Source organism: Bacteroidota bacterium (assembly GCA_016722375.1).
Lineage (GTDB): Bacteria > Bacteroidota > Bacteroidia > Chitinophagales > LD1 > Bog-950.
This window is the reverse complement of record JADKJG010000006.1, coordinates 375,950-398,000: the sequence shown is the minus strand read 5'-3', so window position 1 is coordinate 398,000 and position 22,051 is coordinate 375,950. Positions and strand designations below refer to the sequence as shown.

At 38.3% G+C, this 22,051-nt stretch carries 21 protein-coding genes and 1 pseudogene; 5 read left to right on the top strand and 17 right to left on the bottom strand.

Features of this window, described 5'->3' with window-relative positions; all coding sequences use genetic code 11:
* On the top strand, positions 1-1,076 hold a 1,076-nt coding region (locus tag IPP77_10990), incomplete at its 5' end, for a hypothetical protein (protein MBL0310173.1).
* 161 nt (positions 1,077-1,237) lie between these two features.
* Positions 1,238-1,882: a recombinase family protein gene (locus tag IPP77_10985; GenBank protein MBL0310172.1), complete on the top strand. Its 645-nt coding sequence runs from the start codon at positions 1,238-1,240 to the stop codon at positions 1,880-1,882.
* Positions 1,883-1,897: 15 nt separating this feature from the next.
* Here IPP77_10985 and IPP77_10980 read toward each other — a convergent pair whose 3' ends face one another.
* Positions 1,898-2,140, bottom strand: a complete 243-nt coding sequence (locus tag IPP77_10980) for a viroplasmin family protein (GenBank protein MBL0310171.1) — start codon at positions 2,138-2,140, stop codon at positions 1,898-1,900.
* 139 nt (positions 2,141-2,279) lie between these two features.
* Between IPP77_10980 and IPP77_10975 the strand changes: the two are divergent.
* A pseudogene (locus IPP77_10975) lies at positions 2,280-3,459 on the top strand (cysteine desulfurase).
* A gap of 171 nt (positions 3,460-3,630) precedes the next feature.
* Here IPP77_10975 and IPP77_10970 read toward each other — a convergent pair.
* Genes IPP77_10970 through dndC form a run of 9 tightly spaced genes read right to left on the bottom strand, consistent with a single transcriptional unit; the run spans position 3,631 to position 14,147 of the window.
* Positions 3,631-5,553, bottom strand: coding sequence for a hypothetical protein (locus tag IPP77_10970; GenBank protein MBL0310170.1), 1,923 nt, complete (start codon positions 5,551-5,553; stop codon positions 3,631-3,633).
* Positions 5,554-5,584: 31 nt separating this feature from the next.
* Positions 5,585-5,893, bottom strand: a complete 309-nt coding sequence (locus tag IPP77_10965; protein MBL0310169.1) for a hypothetical protein — start codon at positions 5,891-5,893, stop codon at positions 5,585-5,587.
* Between the two features lies 1 nt (position 5,894).
* Positions 5,895-6,074 (bottom strand): hypothetical protein, encoded by a 180-nt coding sequence (locus IPP77_10960; protein ID MBL0310168.1) that lies wholly within the window; start codon positions 6,072-6,074, stop codon positions 5,895-5,897.
* A 35-nt stretch (positions 6,075-6,109) separates the two neighbouring features.
* The gene (rmuC, locus tag IPP77_10955) at positions 6,110-7,375 is read right to left on the bottom strand and encodes a DNA recombination protein RmuC (protein ID MBL0310167.1); all 1,266 of its coding nucleotides are present in this window, start codon (positions 7,373-7,375) and stop codon (positions 6,110-6,112) included.
* Between the two features lies 1 nt (position 7,376).
* The gene (locus IPP77_10950; GenBank protein MBL0310166.1) at positions 7,377-8,618 is read right to left on the bottom strand and encodes a DGQHR domain-containing protein; all 1,242 of its coding nucleotides are present in this window, start codon (positions 8,616-8,618) and stop codon (positions 7,377-7,379) included.
* Between the two features lie 2 nt (positions 8,619-8,620).
* The gene (locus IPP77_10945; protein MBL0310165.1) at positions 8,621-9,154 is read right to left on the bottom strand and encodes a hypothetical protein; all 534 of its coding nucleotides are present in this window, start codon (positions 9,152-9,154) and stop codon (positions 8,621-8,623) included.
* A gap of 15 nt (positions 9,155-9,169) precedes the next feature.
* Complete coding sequence (locus tag IPP77_10940) at positions 9,170-10,732, bottom strand: DUF853 family protein (GenBank protein ID MBL0310164.1); 1,563 nt, start codon at positions 10,730-10,732, stop codon at positions 9,170-9,172.
* Positions 10,722-12,818: a DNA sulfur modification protein DndD gene (gene dndD / locus IPP77_10935; protein ID MBL0310163.1), complete on the bottom strand. Its 2,097-nt coding sequence runs from the start codon at positions 12,816-12,818 to the stop codon at positions 10,722-10,724. Before dndD ends, IPP77_10940 begins: the two co-directional genes overlap by 11 nt.
* Before the next feature lie 9 nt (positions 12,819-12,827).
* A complete protein-coding gene (gene dndC, locus IPP77_10930; protein MBL0310162.1) occupies positions 12,828-14,147 on the bottom strand; it encodes a DNA phosphorothioation system sulfurtransferase DndC in 1,320 nt (439 codons plus the stop codon).
* 164 nt (positions 14,148-14,311) lie between these two features.
* On the opposite strand from dndC, the gene IPP77_10925 reads away from it, so the two are divergent.
* Complete coding sequence (locus IPP77_10925) at positions 14,312-15,796, top strand: DUF2779 domain-containing protein (GenBank protein ID MBL0310161.1); 1,485 nt, start codon at positions 14,312-14,314, stop codon at positions 15,794-15,796.
* Positions 15,797-16,301: 505 nt separating this feature from the next.
* Here the strand turns inward: IPP77_10925 and IPP77_10920 are convergent.
* From IPP77_10920 to IPP77_10895, 6 genes are all read right to left on the bottom strand, one after another.
* On the bottom strand, positions 16,302-17,012 hold the full coding sequence (locus IPP77_10920; GenBank protein MBL0310160.1) for a hypothetical protein: 711 nt from the start codon (positions 17,010-17,012) through the stop codon (positions 16,302-16,304).
* A 44-nt stretch (positions 17,013-17,056) separates the two neighbouring features.
* On the bottom strand, positions 17,057-17,413 hold the full coding sequence (locus IPP77_10915; protein ID MBL0310159.1) for a DNA cytosine methyltransferase: 357 nt from the start codon (positions 17,411-17,413) through the stop codon (positions 17,057-17,059).
* Positions 17,403-18,128, bottom strand: coding sequence for a DNA cytosine methyltransferase (locus IPP77_10910; protein ID MBL0310158.1), 726 nt, complete (start codon positions 18,126-18,128; stop codon positions 17,403-17,405). The genes IPP77_10915 and IPP77_10910 overlap by 11 nt, the downstream gene beginning before the upstream one ends.
* Positions 18,129-18,153: 25 nt before the next feature.
* Positions 18,154-18,867: a ParB N-terminal domain-containing protein gene (locus IPP77_10905; GenBank protein MBL0310157.1), complete on the bottom strand. Its 714-nt coding sequence runs from the start codon at positions 18,865-18,867 to the stop codon at positions 18,154-18,156.
* A gap of 153 nt (positions 18,868-19,020) precedes the next feature.
* Positions 19,021-20,034: a hypothetical protein gene (locus IPP77_10900; protein MBL0310156.1), complete on the bottom strand. Its 1,014-nt coding sequence runs from the start codon at positions 20,032-20,034 to the stop codon at positions 19,021-19,023.
* Between the two features lie 272 nt (positions 20,035-20,306).
* Complete coding sequence (locus IPP77_10895; GenBank protein ID MBL0310155.1) at positions 20,307-20,561, bottom strand: DUF3846 domain-containing protein; 255 nt, start codon at positions 20,559-20,561, stop codon at positions 20,307-20,309.
* A 188-nt stretch (positions 20,562-20,749) separates the two neighbouring features.
* Here IPP77_10895 and IPP77_10890 point away from each other — a divergent pair, with 188 nt between their 5' ends.
* Positions 20,750-21,022, top strand: a complete 273-nt coding sequence (locus tag IPP77_10890; protein MBL0310154.1) for a hypothetical protein — start codon at positions 20,750-20,752, stop codon at positions 21,020-21,022.
* Positions 21,023-21,243: 221 nt separating this feature from the next.
* On the opposite strand, the gene IPP77_10885 is transcribed toward IPP77_10890, so the two are convergent.
* Positions 21,244-21,846, bottom strand: coding sequence for a hypothetical protein (locus IPP77_10885; GenBank protein ID MBL0310153.1), 603 nt, complete (start codon positions 21,844-21,846; stop codon positions 21,244-21,246).
* Positions 21,847-22,051 lie beyond the last annotated feature (205 nt).

Genomic DNA, 22,051 nt, shown 5'->3' with positions numbered 1-22,051 from the left:
GGGGGCACGCACAACTGTATAGATGGAAAGTGAGGGCAGACTATGAAGGTAAGTCATCTTTTAGAAAAGAAACGGTGTCTAAAGGTTGGCTTATAAAGGCCGTGCTGCGAACCAGAGACAGACACAAGAAGGAATGTCAAGAGATGGTCTTTAACGTTGCCACAGAGCAACTGGTCTACGCCAGATTACTTGAGTTCTATAATGACATCGAATTTAATGTAGGTATTCCAAAGCAAGCAGGGTCTTATGAAACAACCGATGACATGAAGTTTCTGGAAGCAGAGGCTTTGATGAACTGGGAATTTGCCTGGTTCAAAACAGATGACTTTGGGAAACGCCTACACACCCCTATTACCACCATGCCGAAGGAATACAGAAAATATCTGCGATTCAAAGGGCATCCCGATACGCCGCTCATGGCATTGGACATCAAAAACTCACAACCTTACTTTTCAGCGGTGTTTATGACCAGTCACTTAATAACTGATCATCTGCCTGAGTTCATTCCCTTGTTAGACACCGCTGAACCATATACCCGGAAAGCAGACTTTCTCCTATATAGAAGATTGTGCGTGGAAGGCAGGTTGTATGAGTTCATAATGGAAGGTATGGGCTTAGATAACAAAGACAAGGAAGCGAGAGATAAGATAAAGAAGTTGTTTTTCTCTTCTGTATTATTCTCTAAAACCCGCGTTTACGGAGAAAATAGCAGGTTCCGCGAGATGTTTCGGCACGCATTTCCCAGCGTTCACAAGATGTTTCAGGCTATAAAGCAGTCAGATGAATCCCTACTTCCTACGTTAAAAAATATCATTCGACCTTCTGGAAAGAAGTACCGGTATGCGAAAAGCAATGATGCCTATACTCTTGTGGCCTGCTTAATGCAACGGAGCGAATCGGCAGTGATGTATCAGGTCGTTGCACCCAAGCTCATAGAGAAAGGAATCAGATTTGTTACGATTCATGATTCGATAATGTGCTTACCGGAAGACGCGGCGCTGGCTAAGCACCTATTAATGGAATGCTTTGAGGCATTGTCCCTGCCCGTGCCGATGGTTTCTATTGAGTGGGCTTAGAATCAAAGGAGGACAAGCAAAGGAAATTATGAGTAGGATTGACTTACAATTATTGTAAATTGAGAGTTTGGCCGGTTCAAAATAAACGTTAGTCAATTTTTAACCTTCCTTATGCTCACCGGAATCTGCTATACTCGGTTCACAACAACCATTAGATTATTATGAACCGACCGACTACCCGTGCCTGTCTCTTCATCCGCGTCAGCACAGACAAGCAGGACTACCAGCGACAAATTCTTGAACTGAACCAGTGCTGTGAGCAGAAGCATTTTGAGGTAGTTGAGACCATCGCCACTAAGATTACTGGCACAAAGACCTTCCACGAACGCGAAGACTTGCAGCGGTTGTTCGAATGTGCCGCGCGTAAGGAGTTCGATAAGGTAATAGTCTCAGAGGTCAGCCGCATCGGTCGAAACGCGAAAGACATCCGGCATACAATTGACTACCTGCATTCTAAGAAGATTGCCATCGTGTTCAGGAACTTGGGCGGGTTGGAAAGCTTAGATGACCGTGGCCAAGAGAGCTTCGTGACCAATATTATCATCGCCATCTACTCCGAACTGGCAGCCGAAGAACGAAGAATTCTTTCAGAGCGAATTAAATCAGGTTTGGTCAATGCAAGACACAAAGGTAAAAGAGTAGGAAGACCAGAAGGCAAGCAAGACGATGAAACTCTATTAAAGAAATATCCTCGACTTGCTGCCGACTTGCGGAAGGGGTTTTCCCTCAGCCAGTGTCAGAAACTACACGATGTGTCCAGAAACACGGCAATAAAAGTCAAGAAATTACTTCTCCTAAAAAGGTAGGCAGTCCGGTATTTCTCAAAATAACGGTCGCCGCTTGGGTTCCTTTTTTATGGGTGGGGGAGGGATAATCTCTCCTGTTTTAAAATAGTATATGGCTTCACACCAATTCTTAAAAGCACGTGCGACAGGTCGCTCATCCCCATCGTGCTTGTGCTTTAATGCCTCATCGTAGCTGAAATAGATGCCTGGTGTTTTACCGTCTCTAAGAACGTAATACTCGTTCTTGCTCGGGTTATACTTTTTAATTGGTGGTAGCATTGCCTGTAGTTTTGTTTCTGTTAGTATGCGAGAAACCTGTGACACGAGTAAGTGTGAGATGAAAATAATTTCATGAAGTGTATTTAGTAGAATGTTTTTCTTAGCTGGAGGAGAATCCTTACCTATATTTGTAAAGACTATGATGACGGAAAACAAATTAATTTACCTCGATAATAATGCCACAACTCCCGTTGATAAAAGGGTATTGGAAGTAATGATGCCGTTTTTGACTGACAACTTTGCCAATGCAAATAGTTCTCACAAGTTTGGGGTAGGGGCTTATAGCGGTAAAAGCTGCAAGGGTTCAGGTTGCGGATTTGATTGGAGCAGAAGCCCACGAAATCGTTTTTACAAGTGGTTCTACCGAAGCAATCAACTTGGCAATTAAGGGTGTTGCTGAAAGCTATTCTACAAAAGGCAAACACATTATAACAGTTTGCACTGAGCATTCTGCGATTTTGGATACTTGCAAGCATCTTGAAACGAAAGGTTATAAAATAAAATTTCTCCTTGTGAAATCTGACGGACTAATTGATTTAGCAGAACTGAAAAATGCTTTGCGGAATGATACAATTCTTGTCTCAGTTATGTTGGCGAATAATGAAACCGGTGTCATGCAGCCAATGAAAGAAATTGCTGAACTCACACATTCGGTTGGTGCTTTGTTTATGACCGATGCAACACAAGCGGTTGGAAAAATTCCTGTGAATGTTGATTCGCTTGAAGTTGATTTGCTTTGTATGAGTGGACACAAGTTATATGCTCCAAAAGGGGTAGGTGCTTTGTATGTAAGGCAACGCTTGAATCGAGTGAAGATACCTGCGCTGTTGCATGGTGGCGGTCACGAAAAGGGTATGAGAAGCGGAACACTGAATGTTCCTTCTATTGTTGCCCTCGGTGCTGCTTGTACTTTGGCACATAAGGAAATGGAAAAAAATACTGAAAGCATTTTGAGTTTGAGAAATTATTTAGAATCTGAATTACTCAAAATTAAAAACACTTCTGTAAACGGAAATACAGAAACTCGTTTGTATAACACTTCCAATATTTTGTTTCGTGGTGCTGATAGTGATGCTGTGATTATGGGCTTAAGTAATCCCGAAAGTGATTTGCCCTTAATTGCTGTTAGCAACGGAAGCGCTTGCACTTCCACAAGCATAGAACCTTCTCATGTGCTTACTGCTATGGGCTTGGATGAAACTTCTGCGTTTAGCAGCATTCGTTTCTCAATTGGAAAATTCAATACAAAAAAAGAAATTGATGTTGCAATTGATGCCGTAAAAAATGTTGTGAGTGGATTAAGGGCAATGGTTTCTTAAACCTTAATTTATGCCTACCAAAAAGAAATCAAAGTCAAACTGGCTAAAGAGTAAAGAGGTAATGAAAACGCTTAAAGTTCGCGCATGTGATATAACCCACATGAGAGAGGCAGGGAAATTTGAATTTACAAAGGATGGGAATGCTTTTCTGTATAGCGAAGAAAGTGTGAATCAAATATTGGCATCCAAAGGTTTAACTTCTTTATTTTTTTTAGAATTCATGACACTTCTAACATGAACTTCAGGATACCCAAACTCAATTAGCTTTTTTATTTTCATCTCTTCACTTAATTGATTATTCCTGTAAACACCCATAAACTTTGCTGGAATAAAGCGCGGGATGTTATTCCAATAGCTATCATACTTTTTAGATGCCAAGCCAATAAATGCACAATTGAAAAATTTAAACACTCTATTCTCAGTTAACTTCAAATTGGTTACAATTGAGTGTTTCGAAACATCTCTAAAATTACCTAACAGCGTTAGTATTTCAGAAATGTGTAATGGAGTATCTATATTTGATAATTGATGTTCGACAATTTCTCGAATACTTCCTTGAAGGTTTTGTGATTTAGACCACTTTCTTAAGCCACATAATCCATTACCCATCCTTATAAAAGTTTCGGGCATACCTTTAAGCGTCAGTAGTAGCTGTGCCCTATCTATATTAATATTGCTTTCTGACAATACCGCAATTAACTCCTTTGTGCGTTTAGCTTGATTCGAATTGGTTAAGTAATCTTCAATAATTTCAGAGATTTTGGCATTCAATAATTTTTTCTCGTTTCGCTTGAGGTTACCTACGGCAATGCTTATTTCACTCAGTTTAATTTTTAAAATGAATCTGTAAATTTTTTCAACCTCAGTCTTTTCAATCAATATATTATTCTCTTTATAAAAACGCTCTATCAACACCTGTAAGTTGTAGTCAAATCTTACGCTTTCAAATTCATAAATTTCACACTCGAGAAAAACTATCAATCCGCTTAGGTTAACCTTCTCGATATATTTTTCCGAAACAAACAAGTAGCCATCTTCGTAACCAAACGTTCTATTCTGTTCCAAAACATCGTAAAGCAATTCATCAAGGAGAGAAAATTTATCCCTATAGAAAATCTTCAGTGCATGATAGCCAAGTCTGTAGTTTGGAGTCAATAACTCTCCATTGAAATTGAATTTTTTAAAAGGTTCAGCGATAAACCAATTTTTATCATCGGAATGAAATAGGTCAAATTCTTCAAATTCAACTTCAGACAAAATTGCCTCAATGGTTTTAGGCATTATTTCATTAGTTAGTTTAGTAATTGACGTTCTGACCAATTGTTCAGAACAATCACTTAAATCTGCAACTTGCTTTATACTTAACATCTCTTCATTAAAAAAGAAATGACGAACTATTAGTTTCAATTTTTTTGACCACTTTCTTGTCCTGAGGAAGGCAGATATTAAGCGTTCAAAAACATATTTGTCATCGGTAAGAAATATTTCTGCATCGCTTGATGAAAGCGCAGTAGAAAATAAAAAATTGAATTTAAAATTATCGCTTAACTGAAGTTCATGGCCAGGTTCTGTGTTCACGGTATGAACAACCTCAATTGCACCTTCAAATTTTGTAAAGGACAGCATTCTACGCTGTAACCTATTAAGTTCCCTCATTAAGGAATCACTAAAAGAAGATTTTCTAACAAACTTGAAATACGGATTAAAATGAGTTACTATAAAAAGTTGTTTCTGGGAGTCGTTCAATGAAATCATAAAACTCTCCTCAAGTTTAGTTAAGAACTTCTGAGTAACGTTACTCAGAAGTTTTTTATTAGAAAAATAATGCGTCATTGCATCATTAATGTTTTCAACTACCTGTTTTTCTGTATTGTTGGAATACGTCTGTTGTGAATCTGCATTCTGTGACTTAATTAAATTCTCGCAAAATACTTTTAATTCCAATTCTGTTTTTCTGCCGGAATGGGACAAATCCATAAATGAACGCCCACTTGAATAGAACTCAAGCATTTTCTGAACACCGCCAAGCCGCTCAAGAATGTTTTGGGCTCTCTTAGACAAAATATTCAGCCTGGTGGTGTTTGTATAGTTCATTACGTATTAAAGCTTTGCTATAGTTTTAAACCTATTGTAACATAGCTAAATGTAGCAGCAATCCTCTTGCAGGAGAATGAGTGATGGGAACATAATGCTTGAAGTTAATGGTTGCAAAATCTTCTAACTCTTTATAAGCTTGGTAAACATTTTTCAAATTCATTTTCCACTCTTTATTCCCCTTTGCATCTAATCTTAGAAAAAACATTTCACTGGATTCAATTCGTAAAACTTTATAGCGTTGTCCTTTTGAACTTGTAAATTCTTTAATCTCTTTTGCTCTTTGAAAAAAATTATCAAATGAAACGGTCAGTTTTGTTTTATGAAATGTAGTTGCCATTTTAATTTTCGTTGTCCTCTGTTATGTCTGTATCAGCACTTCCCAACAGCAATTCAGTTTCTTTAGCAGGGAGTTGTTCAAACGATTTTAGCGTGGCATTTATCTTTTTTGTTCGCACGCCAACTAATTCATCAATATCCTCACTTGCTTTGTTTATTTTTTTCTTGTGCCTTTTCAACACATCACCAAACTTGCCAAACTCTGTTTTTACTGCACTTAAAGTTTTTTGATTTCTCCGCTACGTTGCTCTAATGCCATTGTTCTATAACCAAATGAAATAGTGTGCAGGATGGCTGACAAAGTTGTTGGTCCAGTTATTATAATTTGATATTCTCGTTGCAAAAATTCCATTAGTGCTGGTCTTCGAACTGCTTCCGCATACAAGCCTTCTATTGGTAGAAATAACAAACCAATTTCTGATGTGTCGGGTGGGCTGATATATTTTTCATGAATGTCTTTTGCAGATTTTTTAATAGCGTTTTCTAACGCTTTTCCTGCTGCTTCTGCTGCTGTTGCATCGCTTGCCTCATACGCTGCAAGTAATGTGTAATAATCTTCTATCGGGAACTTACTATCAATTGGCATCAACAAAACTTTGTTGTCTTGGTTCTGCTGTGGAATTTTTATTGCAAACTCAACTCGGTTGCTTGTTCCTTTTTTAGTTACCACATTCACATCGTATTGTTCGGGTGCAAGTAGTTGTTCCAAAATGTTTGCAAGTTGAATTTCGCCTAATATGCCTCTTGTTTTTACATTGCTCAATACCTTTTTCAAATCGCCCACACCAGTAGCTAATGATTGCATTTCGCCTAAACCTTTCTGCACCGATTCTAAATTCTTACTCACTAATTCAAATGATGCTGACAATCTTGCTTCTAAAGTTTTCTGCAACTTTTCATCAACTGTAACTCTCATTTCTTCCAACTTTTTTTCGTTGCCTTCTTGCAATGTCTTCAACGATTTTTCTAAAGTGGTTTTTACTTCTGAAAGCTTCTCGCTGTTTGCTACATTTTGTGTTCGTTGGTTTTTTTCAAACTCTTCAAACTGTTCTCTCAATCGTTCTCTGTAATCTTTTAAGGCATCATTCAATTCGGTTTTGAATGCTTCCAAATATTCTTTCAATTCTTTTCTACTTTCCTTGTCATTTGTTTCAATCGTGGATTGAAATGCAGTGAATTTATCTTCTACTGTTTTTGTCAATGCAGAAAGCAAATCAGAAAATGTCTTTGTGAAAGTATTTAACTGGTTGCCCACCTCCTCTCTTAATTCTTTCGAACCTTGTGCCGTTTCTTTTCTGTTGGTTACAAACTCATTTTTCAAATTGGTCTCCGTATCTTTCAAATCTTGAATGAGCGATGACACTGAAATCTTTATTTCAGTGAGGTCTTTGCCTTCTTCTTTTTTGCCAGCCTTGAGAGTAAGAATGATATTTGCGATTAGGAGAATCGCAATTAGGATAACAGATATTTGAATTAGAAACATTTTATTGCTGTGGACTACCCTTTAAAATTCTTTTTATTTCAGTTAGGTCAGAATCTTTCAAATCTGAATCCTCAATTAAATTATTTGCATAAAGAATTGTGTTTTTTATCCTACCCCTACCAACTCCTGATGCCTGATAAAAATTATCCTTAAAATCTACTTGTTGAACTTTGACAAGATAAGATGAGTAAAATGCTTCACTTAGGTCTTTGCTTTTTTCCAAAGTTTTTGCAGAAATTATTCTCAAAGTATCAAAAAGCGCCTGAACTCCGACTGTCTTTTTTATGTAAGAGCCTTCTTTGGATTTTGAAATAAGTGTATCGTATGCGGCTTTGAAAAAATTAGAGATAGCCGTATAAATTACAATGTCGTTGTTGGCAATATAGATTTGCCTGAACGGTGAACTATCCTTAACAAGAACGGTTCTTTTTCTTTCATCAACTTGAAATTTGTGTAAGAGATATTTATCTCGCTTATTGTTCGTAGAAAATAAACTGATAATGCAGTCAACGATAGTTGAAGTTGAAATAGCCCATGAAAGTTGTTTTGGTTTTTTTTGAAAAATTAAATTATCATCTTGCGGTGCAAGAATAATGTGGTTGTAAAAAATTGACTTCTCCTTATCGTCTTGATTTAACTTTCTTGTAAAAAATACTGCAAGTTTTTCAGGCGACCACGAATGTGATGGCTCACTATCTAAATTAAAACCGAATTGTTCGTAAGCCAAACTTTTGTCAACTTTTTTCTGATTAAAATTGATAGTTGCAAAAATTTGTGCCTGGTATGGATTTGGCAAATCAAGATATACCGAACAAAGAAGTTCAATATCTTTTAAATGGTTGGGCACATTTAAAAAACCATTTAATCTATGCTGACCGTCAATAACAGAAGCAAGTTTTTCATTCGTTGGAATGATAAGATTGTATAAGTCGTTGTTGCCTACTGGAACTAATCTCCATCTTCTAAGTTCATCTTCGCAAAGAGCACCATTGATACCATAGTTTGCTGCAATAATTATTGAGTTGGGAAATGCAACATCTACTGTTTGAATATACTTTCCGATTTCTTCAATTCTTCTATCGTCTAATATTCTTTGATTCCCTGCCATCTTTCCACTGTCGTCAATAAATCTTAACGGGTCTGAAAAAGTTAATTCAAGTAAGTCCTTAGCTTTGAACTTGCACGAGAAAAAGTCACCAAAAGGTTGTGAGATTTTTATTGCCGGTATTTCTATGTGATTCATAGTTATTTTGTTTTGAAGTCGCCTAAATCACCAAGAATTTTTTGTGCTAAGTTTCCACCCGTTATATCGCTTATTGAGACTTCATCCATCATTAGTTTATCGTTTTCTGCATTTGCTATCCACCAAATAAAAAGTGATACAATGCAAAAAGTAAATGTTATTGGCAATGCAAATCGCAACCTAACAACGGCTGAAATAATTAATGCTAAAATTCCAAATACAAGAATGGCAATAGAAAACATTGAGAGTGTCGTTTTCATAATCTTTGCTCTTGAAAGAATTAAGTCAAAACACCCTGACGCTAAAATTGCAATGTAGAATGTTCCAAGATTTGTATTGAGTGCACGAAAATCAAAGTATCTGTTCTTGTCAACAAGGTCAGTAAATATGCTTACATAAATTCCCAAGGCACAAAAGACAAGATTTATCAAAACAAAATACAACCAAAACTCTGGATTACCTGATGGCGCAGTTGTTCTGATGGAAATTATCTCTCCAAAGATTTTCCATTTTGAAATTTTTTCTGTTGACTCCATAATGAAAGAAATTTATTATGCTTTAAATAGTTCTGCAACTTTAAATTCTTTCAAATTGCTTACGAGTTGATACTTCTGAATTTTTTCCATACTTGATTTTAGTTTCAGTCCGTCTTTATCTCCAAGTCCTAAAAACTTTTGCATCATTTTTAAATTCGTCTTGTCTTTGATGTCAAACAGAAAAGCGGTTTCACACATGCTGCTAAAATCAAACGAAGGTTGATTAAATTCTTCAATGCCTTGTGAAAGTAAAATTACCGAAACACCTTTGGAACGAATCTCACGAAGTATTTTTTCTAATAGGTCTTGGCTCTTTTTTTCTTTAAAAATTACATGGGCTTCATCAATCAATAAAACATATCTCATGCCCTGACACTTACCTTCAATGGGTGCATTGTCCATATTCATGAAAGTGTTGTAGATGTAATTGATAATAAGAAACACCGAAGTAAAACGAACATTTCTTGGCAAGTCGCCACTCAAACTCAAATAGTAATTTTTGTTGAGAAAACTGTTTTTCAAATCAACCTTAGTTTCAAATAAATCTAACTCACTTAAACTTTGAAGTATTTCTTTTAAGGTGCTTGCTTTGTCCCCCTCTATTTCCAATACTTTGTCGTAAATTTCTTTGAATGATGGATATTGCCCACCTTTCTTTGAAGCAAATACTTCCCGTGTGGCATCTTTCAAAGTTTGCTGTTGGTTCTTACCAATGTTACTGTAACTGGTAATGATGTCAACAAATTTACTGATGCCCATTATTTTATTTTTCTCATTCACATTGTCAATGAATGAAAGCGGATTGATAGGGAAGGGCTTGTAAGGTGCTTTGATTAATTCCGTTTTTGTTTTGCTGAAAAAAGTGTGATTCCTTTTTTCATCTTCTTCTGTGATACCTTTGAAATCAAGAAAAAGAAAATTCACTTCGCCTTTCGTTTCCTCTGCAACTTGTTTCAAAATGCTGTTTGCAAAATAAGTTTTGCCCGTGCCCGAATTACCTGCAACAGCTATGTGTGCATTGTTGTGTATGCTTGTGTCGTTGAGGTTGAACAAAATATTGTCATCGTCAAGCGATTTTCCAACTTGAATTTTTATTGCACTTGAATAATAATCCTTGTTTGAAATCCTGCTTCTTCTTGTTTGTTCATCAAAAATTATCGCATCGTTTGTAACATCATTTCCCTCTAATTTTTCAATTCCTCTTTCAATGTTTTCTAAAAGGAAATCAAGTCCGGAATAATTTTTGTTTTCCTCAAATAACTTATTCATCAAAGTCAAACCGTGGTCAATGTGCATCTTGATATACTTGCCAATGTCTTTATCTGATTTATAAAGATTGTAATGCTGGCAAACCATAGCCATGTAGTAATCGCGATATTTCCCAAACAAAATATCGTCTTTGTATTCCTTGCCTTTGCTGTCTCGCAAATCTGTTTCCAAATTTAGTTTTACTCCTTTTGAGAGAGAGTATGCAAATGCAATTCTCGAAACTACATTTTCAGTTCCAAGGTTAAGCCGCTTTGTTAGTTCTTGAACTACTGGCTTGTTGGCTTCTGAGGTTCTTAGGTTAATCAGCATCGTTATACATTCGGTTGTAGGTTTTAAAAAATTTGTCTGGTTCTATTGCTATGAATTCGCTCTTATCTTCATGCACATTGTTAATTAAGAAAGTTTGAGCTATATGTTTGGAAAGAATTTCAAATTCTCTTGCGGTTAATTCTTTATTGATAAGAGGAAATATTACTACTTGGTCTGAAATGTTCGGGTAAAAGTATTTTACAATATTTTCAGCATGTTGTTCATCAAATTTCTGCATTGGCGAATCAATAAACACAGGAAACTGTATATCGCTTTCCTCTACTAACCCCCGAAGCAAAGCTGTCGCATACATTTGTTGCTCGCCTTTACTTAAAGACTCTTTTTTGATTTCTTCGCCTCTTGCATTCTTCAATACTATATCAATATCGTCACCGATAATTTCAACATCAACTTTTTTGATGAACCCTTTTTTGTGAAGCAAGGTATTTAAGCCGTTCAAGATTTGTTCTTCTAAAGATTCCTTTTTCTTGGCTTTGAATTTTGAAATGAAATCTTTCAAGTTGGAAATGTTACGGGCAATGATTGTATCTTTTTCAACATTATTTTCCGATACCTTCAATTTCCTTGAAAGTGTTTCAATCAATTTTCCTTTTTGAGTTTTCTCATTGGTAAATTCTCCAATCTCTCTGTCAAGTGAACTTATAGTGTCATCAATGCGAATTACTTCTTTGTCTAAAAGGTCCTTGTTTTTTCGAAACTCAGCTATGATTGGGTCTTCTTGATTTGCTTCTGCGTCTTTGATTTTCCTACGGATTCCATTCAGTTCATTTCTTGTTTGATTATAGTCCCCATTAATACGTTTAAAAGATTCTCGAAAAGACAATTTAATGTTGCTTAGAACTGCTTGCAGTTCGTTTTTTTCTGAATCAGAAAATTCATGAATGATTTTAAAGTCTCCGGGTAATGCTTTGGTATCGGAAAAGAAATGCTTGCGAATTAACCCTTTAAAAGCTGTCGCATAAAAATCATGCACTTGATGGTCAATGGCTAATTTTTCAGGCTTAGGAATGTTCAATAAGTCCGTTAAGATTTTATTGGTAACATCATTTACATTCTCGTCTTTGTATTGCGCTGCTTTATGATTAGATTCATTTTCCAATTGACGATTCACTTCTAAAAATTTATCTCCTGCAATTGCAAATGGAATGATGTCATAGGAATCTTTCAACTCATTTTGCAATTCGGTTTGTCTTTTTATTAATTCATCTTCTTGTTCTCTTATGCGTTGCAGTTCCTCAACTGTAATTAGACTTCCTGCCTTTATTAGTTTTTCTTGTATATCTCTTGATTCTTTATTTTTTTCGTTTCGTTTTTCTCTCTGTTCACTAATCAATTTGTGATTTTCGGTTATTCTTTCTTCACAAGTTTCTACTTCGGCTTCTAATTGTTTTAGCTGTCCCTTTTCTGTTGCGCTTGCAGATTCTTGGCGAATCTTAAGTTGCAGGTTTTCTAACTCGTTTTTAATGTCTTCATATTTTTTAATTCCTAAAACCTCCGAATATGCTCGACTAAGATTTTTACGTTGCTCAGCGGTGTTCACTTCCGCAAGGCTTACAATTTTTTCCGCATCAAAAAAGAAAAATTTTGCAATCTCTATTGGCATGATGAATTCACGAATGAAAATTTCTTGTCCAACTTCCTTTGCTAATTCGCTTGGGTAACCATCAATTAAAACTTCTACCTCTTCTGCAACACTTGTTTTTGCATTGTAGCTGCGCTTAACTACGATTTCTTTACAAGGAACTTCGGGAATATTTACATTGGTGAAAGTGATTGAGACATGAAAATTATGGTCTTCTTCAGCCTTTGCCAAACGATTAAGAGAATTCACAATGTATTTGCTGTAACCTCCCTGGTCAACAATTTCTTTTTTATACAAATCGTCAACTTCTTGCATGTTTTTCCCATACAAGCACCATACCATTGACATTAGAAAGGTTGTCTTCCCAAAGCCGTTTCTGCCGCTTATAACGAAAATGTTTTTCTTTCCTTCTGTAGTTAGGTCAATGGAGTTTTCGCCTTTGTAGATGCGAAAATTGTAGAGTTCAATTTCTTTAATTGTCATTTACTGTTATTAACTTGGGTTTTTTAATTCTTCAATAAATTGATTCAACCGGTTGTCAATATCAGATTGCAAACCTCTTTTCCGAATCATTAACGTTTTGGTTTTTTGTAATGCCAAAAGGTCTTGGATAAATTCGACATCTTTTGGTTCCTGCTTACAGGATTTTTTTAGCAGGTCTGCTTCCTGTTTGAATTTTTCTTCTTGTTTACTCATATCAATTTGTGTTTTGAATACGCGATTATAAAGTTGTGATACTTTCGTTTTGAAAAAACAATCTCTGAACCAATGGTATTGAATCAATACCATTTCCTGGTGTGTTATTAGTTCAATGCCCTCAGTTGCCTCCAATGATTTTTGAGCTTTCAATATTCGTTTTAAAATTTCAACTCTCGTTTCAAATTTATATGGCCCCCAAAGATTTTCACTTATATCACCATTGCGTCTACGTTTCTCTCTCCAAATTTCTGGATTGTCTCTTGTTTCAATTAAAAAATTTCTGATGTCAGCCAACGGCTGCATCCATTCTTCACCGTTCTCAATCAAACCTTCCATTGATTTATCTTTGTTCACAACGGTGCAAGTCCAGCAACCAAACCGACTGTTCCCGCAACTTGGTGTTGTGTCGTCAATGACTAAAGGACAATCACCACTATTGGCATTTCTGTAGAGTGTTACCAATTCTTTATGGTTACCTCCCCAGGGCGGGGGCACTTGATTGAGATATTGCCACAACTCATTTATAGTTACATCCTTTATGGGTGCATACACATAAGCGTTTGGGAGTTGATGCTTACGTAAACGCTGCCCTTTTACTTCGTGACGTTTGATTGATGCTGCTCTGTTTGAACTTTCATCGCTTCGTGTTCCCAACAAAATTATTGCTGCCCCATTCTCTCCAATCTTTTCAGTAATCAACCGGGTGGTTGGATTTATTTTTAATCTCTCTGTGCACCACCGGTAAAATTTGTTTGGGGCTGGGTAGCCCAGCCCAATTAGTCGCACCCAAAAACTGTCATCCAATTTTGGTGTGGTTTGTTCTACAATAATTGGAAAATTATTTAGGTTGGCTTCTTTCTGAATCCGCTTTAGCGTTTTATTTATGAACTTAACGATTCTGGGATTTTCAACAAGTGTGTCATTGCACACTACATAAATTTGTCGAGTTAAAAGAACCGGTTCAATTTTTTTAAGCGCATTCCAAACTACTTGCAAAAGCATGGTGGAATCCTTCCCACCACTGAAACCGATTATCCAAGGTCGAGTTGGGTGCTCGTCATAAAGATATTGGTCAATTATCTCATGTTCGAGATGCGATATGTTTAATGCCATTTATTATCTTAAAGTTTGGACCTGTTATCACCAAATTATAGTCAGAAAAGAGGCGAAAACTAATAAATAATATAGAAACCTCTTTAATCCATACAATGAGTCTAGAAGTTGTTGATTGTGAAAATTTCACCTCCCTTTAAAACCAAGTGATACTTTCACAATGAATGAGTAGTACAAAACACCTTTTATCTAAATCTACTTTCATCCGAGGTTGCGTTTGCAGTAAGAGTTTGTGGCTGTATAAAAACAGAAGGGATTTGCTTCGTCCTACGACAATTAGTAAGCAATTTATCTTTGACCAAGGTCATGAAGTAGGTAAACTTGCACATCAATTATTCCCCGGTGGAGTTGATGCCAGTCCGGCCACTCCATACAACTATCAACCCTCGATAGAAATGACGGCGAAGTTAGTTGCAAAAGGTACTCCTGTAATATATGAAGCAGCGTTCCAGCACGACGGCGTTCTGGCTGCGCTGGATATACTGGTGAAGAAAGAAGATGGCTGGTACGCTTACGAGGTCAAATCATCCACTACCGTTCATGACGTCAACGTTACAGATGCAGCTCTGCAGTTTTGGGTAATGACTAATTGCGGAATTGAATTGAAAGACATTTCCATCATCCACATCAATAATGAATATGAACGGCACGGTGAAATAGAAGTTGAGAAATTGTTCAAGATGGAATCGCTGTATCCGCTTGTAATTGCATTACAGGATGAGATAAGCGAGATGGTGACCGAATTAAAGAACGTGGTGACCGGTGATGATTGTCCTGAAACGCCCATCGGCAAACAATGTACCAGCCCCTGGACTTGTGACTTCAAAGAACACTGTTGGAAAGATGTACCGGATGAATCCATTCTTGACTTCGGTTATTATAGAAAAACGGAAGAACGGTTCCGGCAGTACCATTCAGGTGTCAAGAAGATTACTGATGTGAAGGACTGGCAACAACTTAAACCGCCATATAATTATGTAGTCGAGGCACATATCAATCGCGGGATATACTTGAACCCGGAACCGTTGAAAGAATTTCTGGACAAGATGGTTTATCCCCTTCACTTTCTGGATTTCGAGACTGTCCGGTTCGCGGTGCCGAAGTTCCAGCGCACAAATCCTTACGAGCAGACACCCTTTCAATATTCGCTTCATATAATCGAATCCGAAAACGCTGAACCGGTTAGTCATGCTTATTTGGCCGAACCCGGTTTAGATTTCAGGGAAGACTTCTTGGTCACTCTGCTTCGCGACTTGGGCACTGATGGGACAATACTTGTTTGGAACATCGGCTTTGAGCGCTCCAAGTTGGGGCACCTGTCAATTTTGTTTCCAAAGTATGAATCACAAATCAACGCGGTGATAGATCGTCTGCTTGATCTGGCGTTGCCCTTCCAGAAGAAGTGGCTTTATCATTACAAATTTTCAGATTCGTATAGTATCAAAAAGGTGTTACCGGTGGTCGCACCTAAGCTCAGTTATAAGAACCTTACGGTGAATAATGGCGACGACGCCAGTGTTTTGTTCATGAAGATGATAGCCGAACCTGAGAGAGACTGGTCTAGTGAAAGACAGAACCTAATTGATTATTGCGGTATGGATACTTGGGCGATGGTGGTGATATACAGGTTCCTGAAAACACTTGCATAGGCGAAGCTCTGTGGGTAACGACACATCACCTTATTTCCATAAGGACGGTTGCGCCATACCTAGCAGCGTTAACCCCATCGTTTTCCGTACCAATTATTTCCCGTTTTCTCTTGGTTTGGCTATCTTGGCTTCACCATCAGCTTCTCGAATTCACTGGGCCAGTATTTTAGAAAAATGGATTGGCAGATGTCGTAATAGAAATAAGCCCTTATTGCTTTTGCCCCCATTATACAGTCATACACAGACAATTGCAATGGTGTCAGTAGGCAGGATTGGTTATTTCCGTATACTTTAACCAGGTCTTTATCTAAGAGGAAGAAGTCCAGCCCTTCCAATACGACCTTCTTGCGGTATATCGCGCTCCAGTTTACATTTTAGTTGAGTATCAGATTATTTAGTTCTTGTGCATTTAGATGAAGTGTTTCGGACTCATTGATGTTAAATATGTTATTCATAAGATAGTTTGTTTGATTATTAGAAATATTTCTTCGAGGACTGATAGGTGTTACCCTTGTTTGATACAAAAAAATAAAATGGGCAATGTCAGATTCAATTTAACACAACTCGGTTCACGGCATTTGAACCTTACCATCTTCTTAGAACACAAGGTGAGGTTGTATTGCAATTTCTGTCGCTTGTACTTTTGTTGAAGTTCAACAAAAGTTACGTCTGATACAATTTTATTTATCTGACAATTATTTTGGGGTTTGTTCTTTCTGCCAATACTGGAACGAGTTGCATTTATTATTTCGACAGCAACTATTTCGTTTTCAGGTAAGGTCAAGATTGCAACCTTGCTAAGAACGATAAATGGTTTAACACCCTTCTTCAATAGTGCGGTGGCAATGACATTATACAGTTCCTTAAATGAAACGTTTTTGACCCAAATTATGGATAGCTCCGTTTTCTCGTGACCTACAAACCGTATGGCTTTATGTGAGGGAGGGTAGGCGTCATGAAATTTCGTCCATACCTCACCGGTCGTTGGGTTTAATGTGTAATCTTCCCAAGAACCATCATAATAATCCCAAACAAGTACAGTCATTTGGTCGGCTCTAACTGGACCAACCTTTTTCTGAAGTTGGTTCAATATAGACAAATCATAATACGCGTTATTTACCATTGGCCTCAGCCTATTATGGATTTTGGGCAAAACTTTACCTGAGATAACATTGTCGTAGAGATTTGTCGAAGATTTTGTTGTTGTCTTTGTCATTTTTATTTGTTTTAGTTATTGAATTATTTGCACGGATGACTGATTTATTTCAGGGTAAGTAATTGACGGAGTATCCCGGTATACACTGCCTTCGCAAGCGGCGGTGGAACTGAGTTGCCAATTAGCCGTAGAATTTCGGGAAAAGTAAGGTCCGGATGAATGTTAAAATCTTCTGGGTATCCGAACACCTTCATTAACAGGTCGGGGCGTTCGCTCATTTTGAGTGTTTCCCCATTTTTGAGTTTAAGAATAACGTGCTCCGTGGCCGGTATGGTACTGAAAAATTCTGTGTGTTCTTTGCGCAGGTTCCGGCTACCGCTTATCTCAATATAGTCTATCTCTGGATCGACAGCACCTATGGTCAAGTGAGCAAGAGAACCCTTGATCGGTTTAGGAAACACTGGTAATACTCCAGTGTCGCGCCGCCAACCAATAAATATCCATCGCGTTCTTCTTTGTGGCACTCCGAGATAGAGTGTTAACTTTTCTAACTTCAATGACATAGTTCTTCAAATCATCCTTAAACCGCATCTTCAATTCGTGGAAGCCGTTGATTACAGCTTGGTCACCCATCCCGTCGACTTGCTCCATGCAAAAGCTGTGCGGTTGCATCTCTGAAATAAGGGACACGAACTTAAACGTCAACAGATTGGTTTCAAGCAGGCTTGCATGACCCTTGTTTCTCTTTCGGTTGAGGGCCGACCATCCAGGGCATGGGGCACCGCCATGAATATTATGTAGTTCACCCTGTCTTTTACCGACGCGTTCCAGTATTTCGTCGCCTGGCACCTTAAGGATGTCCTTGCACAGAAAATCTCCTTCAAAGTTCAAAGGGTAATTCTGTTGGGAGGCTTTCCAATTATCTACGGCCAGTCTTACTTTTATTATACCAGTATCAGTACTTCCCGCTTGATGCACTCCAAGGTCCATACCTCCCACTCCAGTAAACAAGCTTACCGAATCAAAAACTGGTGATACAGAATGTGGGATTATTAGATTAGGAGTTCCATTAACAGGTTGGTCGTTACGGAACGGATCATCAAGATGTGATATGTCTGATGTTTCGGGAACAATAGATGTATCAGGTTGTTCGTTGGATATTTTAATTGTGTTCATATAGATACTTTATTAGTTAGAAAATTCAAATGGCTTGTTCTTTGTCATCCACGTACGTCATCAACTTGTTAACGTAATCGGTAATAATCCTTCGTGGGTAACTATGACATACGGGACAGTAATGGGGCTCTAGGTCAACAATCGGAAATTCCTCACCTACCACTTCTTCCGATACCGACAGCCGCTTTTCATAATCGGTTTCGAGCTTATTAACGGTGTTATGTTCGGTGTCCCGTTCCAGGAGAGACTTGTGTTCCGGTTGATCGCCAATCAATTCCAGTACCCGCACTACATTAGGCTTGATGCCGAGTTCTGATGCGATCTGTTTTCTGGTGTCAATTTTTTCTTCCTTGGTGGTATCCGTGCGCGCTCCCTGCCGATTACCTAAGATTTTTCTTTTTTCTCTTATTTCGTTGTATACCTCCGCCCATGTCTTTACCCGTTGGAGGTTATCTTCGATAATGTGTTCCACTATCTCCTCTATGGTAGACAGATTAACAACATTAACCGGAACCTCAGTCATATCCAGATTGATGGCGGCTTGATTTCTTCTTACCCCGGCCAGTATCTCTCCTTCAGGGGTAATATCAATTGGATGTTTGATTACTCTGCCAAGTCGTTCAATACTTTTTTCGAGCGATAGCGTTTCGCCTGGCAAGTAAATGCGCGAGTGCGCTTCATGTGGTTTTAGGTCCTTCGGGTTTCTGAATTCCATAGTTTTGTATTTTGTTTTATTCAAAACTGCTTATTAAGTGGTGGGTCAGCAGGTCTGACCGGAACCGGTGTAATAAAGCAGCGGACAAAAATAAGGAGGTCTTATAGGGGAAACAGGCTATACCTGCCAATTACGAATTTTGGCAGGCGGGACGGGTGAACCTGAGTCTAGTGTAAACTAATTTATGTCTGAGAAAAAAGGATGGAATCGTTCTTGCAGCAGTATCTCTTGGGCTAAATACTTGGGTGCGGCTTTAATATGGAAATGCGATATAAATATTCTTGCCAGTTTCCTTTTGGGTATACCCTTTCGTATGTATTGCTTTTCAATAAGCGTATGGATAAAATGTCCGAGGGATTCAACGACAATAATTCTATCTCCTATATCATTTGTCTTCTTACCTATCCTCAACCCTATCCAGACATAATTTGAATCTTCTAATTCAATTAGGGCCTCTCTAACCAATTTTTCACTTTCAATAATAGGTGTTGTATATCGATTACAAATTTCCACAAACTTATCGAACATATCTTTTCTAAATACCTGTTCTATTTCATCTAAAGTAAATCCTATTGACTTTGCCTCACTACTTTGTGGAATATTCTTTGACCGAACCTTTGGCGATCGGTTAAGGTATTGTGAAATATACTCTTTGAAGCGATCAACTTGCTGCTTGAGGAATTCCACGTAGTCGATTAAAATAGATTCATCAAACTTAAGGAATGGTTTATCAGGGATTATTTCATATTTTATTTCCTCTTTTCTTCCCCTTCTATACCTGATTGCTATTTTTTCATTCGCCTTCCTCTTAATTTCGTTGAATAAAATTTCTTCGTTAGCACCTAACCCCTCCAATCGCCTAATGTAATTGGTTAGAAGTTGTACTACCTCTTTAAAATAACCAACGGTGGTGGCATTGTAGAGAAAAATTATTTCCTGAAGCATTCGTGTACTATCATAGTTCAACTTCTCAATCAGTTCTGACAGCTTAACCAATTCTCTTTCTCTCAGATCGAATTCATCATTAAAGTCTGCATATTTTTTTTCTTGTTCCAGAAGACCAGTTTCTTCCAGCATACGATATTCAAAAAGCTGGAAAAGTTCACAGGCAATATCCGCATCGGTAAATCGGTCGAAGTCATGAAGAGCTTCCTCGGTTGCAAACAGAATGGCACTGACTTTATGACTCATGCTAAGTGGAGTATAAATGTAATAGACCTAGACGTAAAGTCAAAGAAAGTAAAATACGCCCTACTCAGATGGATCACAAACCAATTAGATAAGTCTAGCTCATGAAAGCGAGGTACAGGTGCTCGGGTGGGTGATCGGTTTCAACCTGTGTTCGTTTGAACATAAGTTACTTCGCATGAAATATCTGAAAGCTGTAGAATTCTTTTAAGCAACGTCTCTCACTATTCACTCAATTCTGTACCATTCAATCTTCATGCTTTCTTGGTGCCAGGTCACCTGATTAGCTCAGGGTGACAGATGATGGCATCACCAGCTACGAAGTCTGTCTCCCCGTAATATCTAATCCATTCTAGTGTGGCGAGAACATTCAACGGCAAGCTAATCAGCTTGCCTTCTTCATCTACCACCAGCACCCGGTCATCTAAACCGTCTCTGTCCAATGGTATAATCTCAATCCGCCCACCCACAGCACGCTGCATCTCTTCGAGGGTGAAGTATCGTCCGTTAGCTGGTTTTATCCGTGTCACCGATAAATCAGTCCTATATAGGAGTGCGGGTAAATACGTTTGTTCATTGTTTGGTCTGTTGCTATCTGACATAAGTTCAAGTCCGGCACGGATTTATAAATGCCGGTCACAGCGAGTGTAGAAGAATACCACGACAGGGGGTAGCGTAATAACTTATCCTTAGACGGTATTCAATTAAATTTGTGCCCATGAAAGAACAGAGTCGACTGAAAAATCTCGAACCAGAATTGAGTGATGCAGAAATAGAGCCTGCTGTGACAACGTTGTACGAGAACATCTCGACGTATGGCCTCCTCCTGTTTGAACCGGATGGCGACGCTGATGGTGTCGGACTTGAGGTGTTTGATCTCCTTTTGGGATACTTTGAGAGGACGGAGTCTTATATCAGGTGTGCCCGCATCCGGGACTTCATTATCGAATATAAAAAGAGATGGCCTGACTACAAGATGCCGGAAGAGTAGGCAGATGCTTGGTGCTTGAACTTGTTTCGGCCTTCACGAAAATATTATTGAGTAACACAGAACCAATTCGTCACTAAAGACAAAAGTGGCGCCAACGGACGCATTAGGCGCCCACGGTTGACGTCTGGTCATCAAACTGAGCAGAACTACTATAAAAGAAAACGGACGCCTTTGGAGCGTCCGTTTCTCAACCATAGAGAGACAACAAAAAAGAGAGTTGATTATTTGATTTTAAATCCGAGGGCTTTGGCTGTCTTCAGGAAAGGTTGGATGTTCTGAGCAGTTAATTGATTACAGACTACGACTATCTTTTTATCACCAAGTTGGATGTGATGTTCGTCTTTGAAAAAGTAGCGGTCGCGTGCACCGCTCAGTTCTTTCGCTTTGGATTCTTCCTGAAAGATGCCAAACCGGTTCAATAGTTCATCAGGAAATGCTTCCCTCAGTTGTTTCAATGTTACTTTCCGACCGGCCACATATTGTCTGACAACTTCTCTTACTAAAGGCCCCTTACCATAACTGTTACCGTTAAACTGATACTTGTCATTGTTGCGGCCTTTCTTAGCAGGTAGCTGTTCATCTTCAACAGGTATTTCGGTTTCATTCGAGACCGGTTCTGTCTGCTCTTCATTTTTGATAGAGAAGGCAGGCACTTCACCATCAGGATATTCTTCGACCAGCCGCTCTTCTTTTCGCAAGCGCTTTATAACATTGGTCAATTCGATACCATTAACTTTGGTGGCTTTACCTATGGCCTCTTTTGTAGAGCCAGGATTGCTTGCAAGGAATTCTGCAACCTTCTTTACTGCTGTTTCCAGTTTCATGTTGTGTTTTTTTGTTTAGAAAATAATGACAACACGAGAGTGCGGGAAACCGTGGAAAAGGAAAAATCTGTGATGGAAAACGTTCCTTTCGCTTGCGAATTTTAGCGATTGGATAGGGAAACGTCGATGAATCTTCACCCGCCCTTCTATATCAGTATTACGTACCAGACTTATCTCAAATCGAGGGTCGACTGAAATGAACAAA

Excerpts from the sequence above, each read along its gene's own strand:
- IPP77_10945 (MBL0310165.1), bottom strand. The coding sequence starts at position 9,154 with ATGGAGTCAACAGAAAAAATTTCAAAATGGAAAATCTTTGGAGAGATA.
- IPP77_10925 (MBL0310161.1), top strand. The coding sequence starts at position 14,312 with ATGAGTAGTACAAAACACCTTTTATCTAAATCTACTTTCATCCGAGGT.
- IPP77_10940 (MBL0310164.1), bottom strand. The coding sequence starts at position 10,732 with ATGCTGATTAACCTAAGAACCTCAGAAGCCAACAAGCCAGTAGTTCAA.
- IPP77_10970 (MBL0310170.1), bottom strand. The coding sequence starts at position 5,553 with ATGAACTATACAAACACCACCAGGCTGAATATTTTGTCTAAGAGAGCC.
- dndC (MBL0310162.1), bottom strand. The coding sequence starts at position 14,147 with ATGGCATTAAACATATCGCATCTCGAACATGAGATAATTGACCAATAT.
- rmuC (MBL0310167.1), bottom strand. The coding sequence starts at position 7,375 with ATGTTTCTAATTCAAATATCTGTTATCCTAATTGCGATTCTCCTAATC.
- IPP77_10910 (MBL0310158.1), bottom strand. The coding sequence starts at position 18,128 with ATGAACACAATTAAAATATCCAACGAACAACCTGATACATCTATTGTT.
- IPP77_10985 (MBL0310172.1), top strand. The coding sequence starts at position 1,238 with ATGAACCGACCGACTACCCGTGCCTGTCTCTTCATCCGCGTCAGCACA.
- IPP77_10890 (MBL0310154.1), top strand. The coding sequence starts at position 20,750 with ATGAAAGAACAGAGTCGACTGAAAAATCTCGAACCAGAATTGAGTGAT.
- dndD (MBL0310163.1), bottom strand. The coding sequence starts at position 12,818 with ATGACAATTAAAGAAATTGAACTCTACAATTTTCGCATCTACAAAGGC.
- IPP77_10965 (MBL0310169.1), bottom strand. The coding sequence starts at position 5,893 with ATGGCAACTACATTTCATAAAACAAAACTGACCGTTTCATTTGATAAT.
- IPP77_10950 (MBL0310166.1), bottom strand. The coding sequence starts at position 8,618 with ATGAATCACATAGAAATACCGGCAATAAAAATCTCACAACCTTTTGGT.
- IPP77_10900 (MBL0310156.1), bottom strand. The coding sequence starts at position 20,034 with ATGAGTCATAAAGTCAGTGCCATTCTGTTTGCAACCGAGGAAGCTCTT.
- IPP77_10920 (MBL0310160.1), bottom strand. The coding sequence starts at position 17,012 with ATGACAAAGACAACAACAAAATCTTCGACAAATCTCTACGACAATGTT.
- IPP77_10980 (MBL0310171.1), bottom strand. The coding sequence starts at position 2,140 with ATGCTACCACCAATTAAAAAGTATAACCCGAGCAAGAACGAGTATTAC.
- IPP77_10885 (MBL0310153.1), bottom strand. The coding sequence starts at position 21,846 with ATGAAACTGGAAACAGCAGTAAAGAAGGTTGCAGAATTCCTTGCAAGC.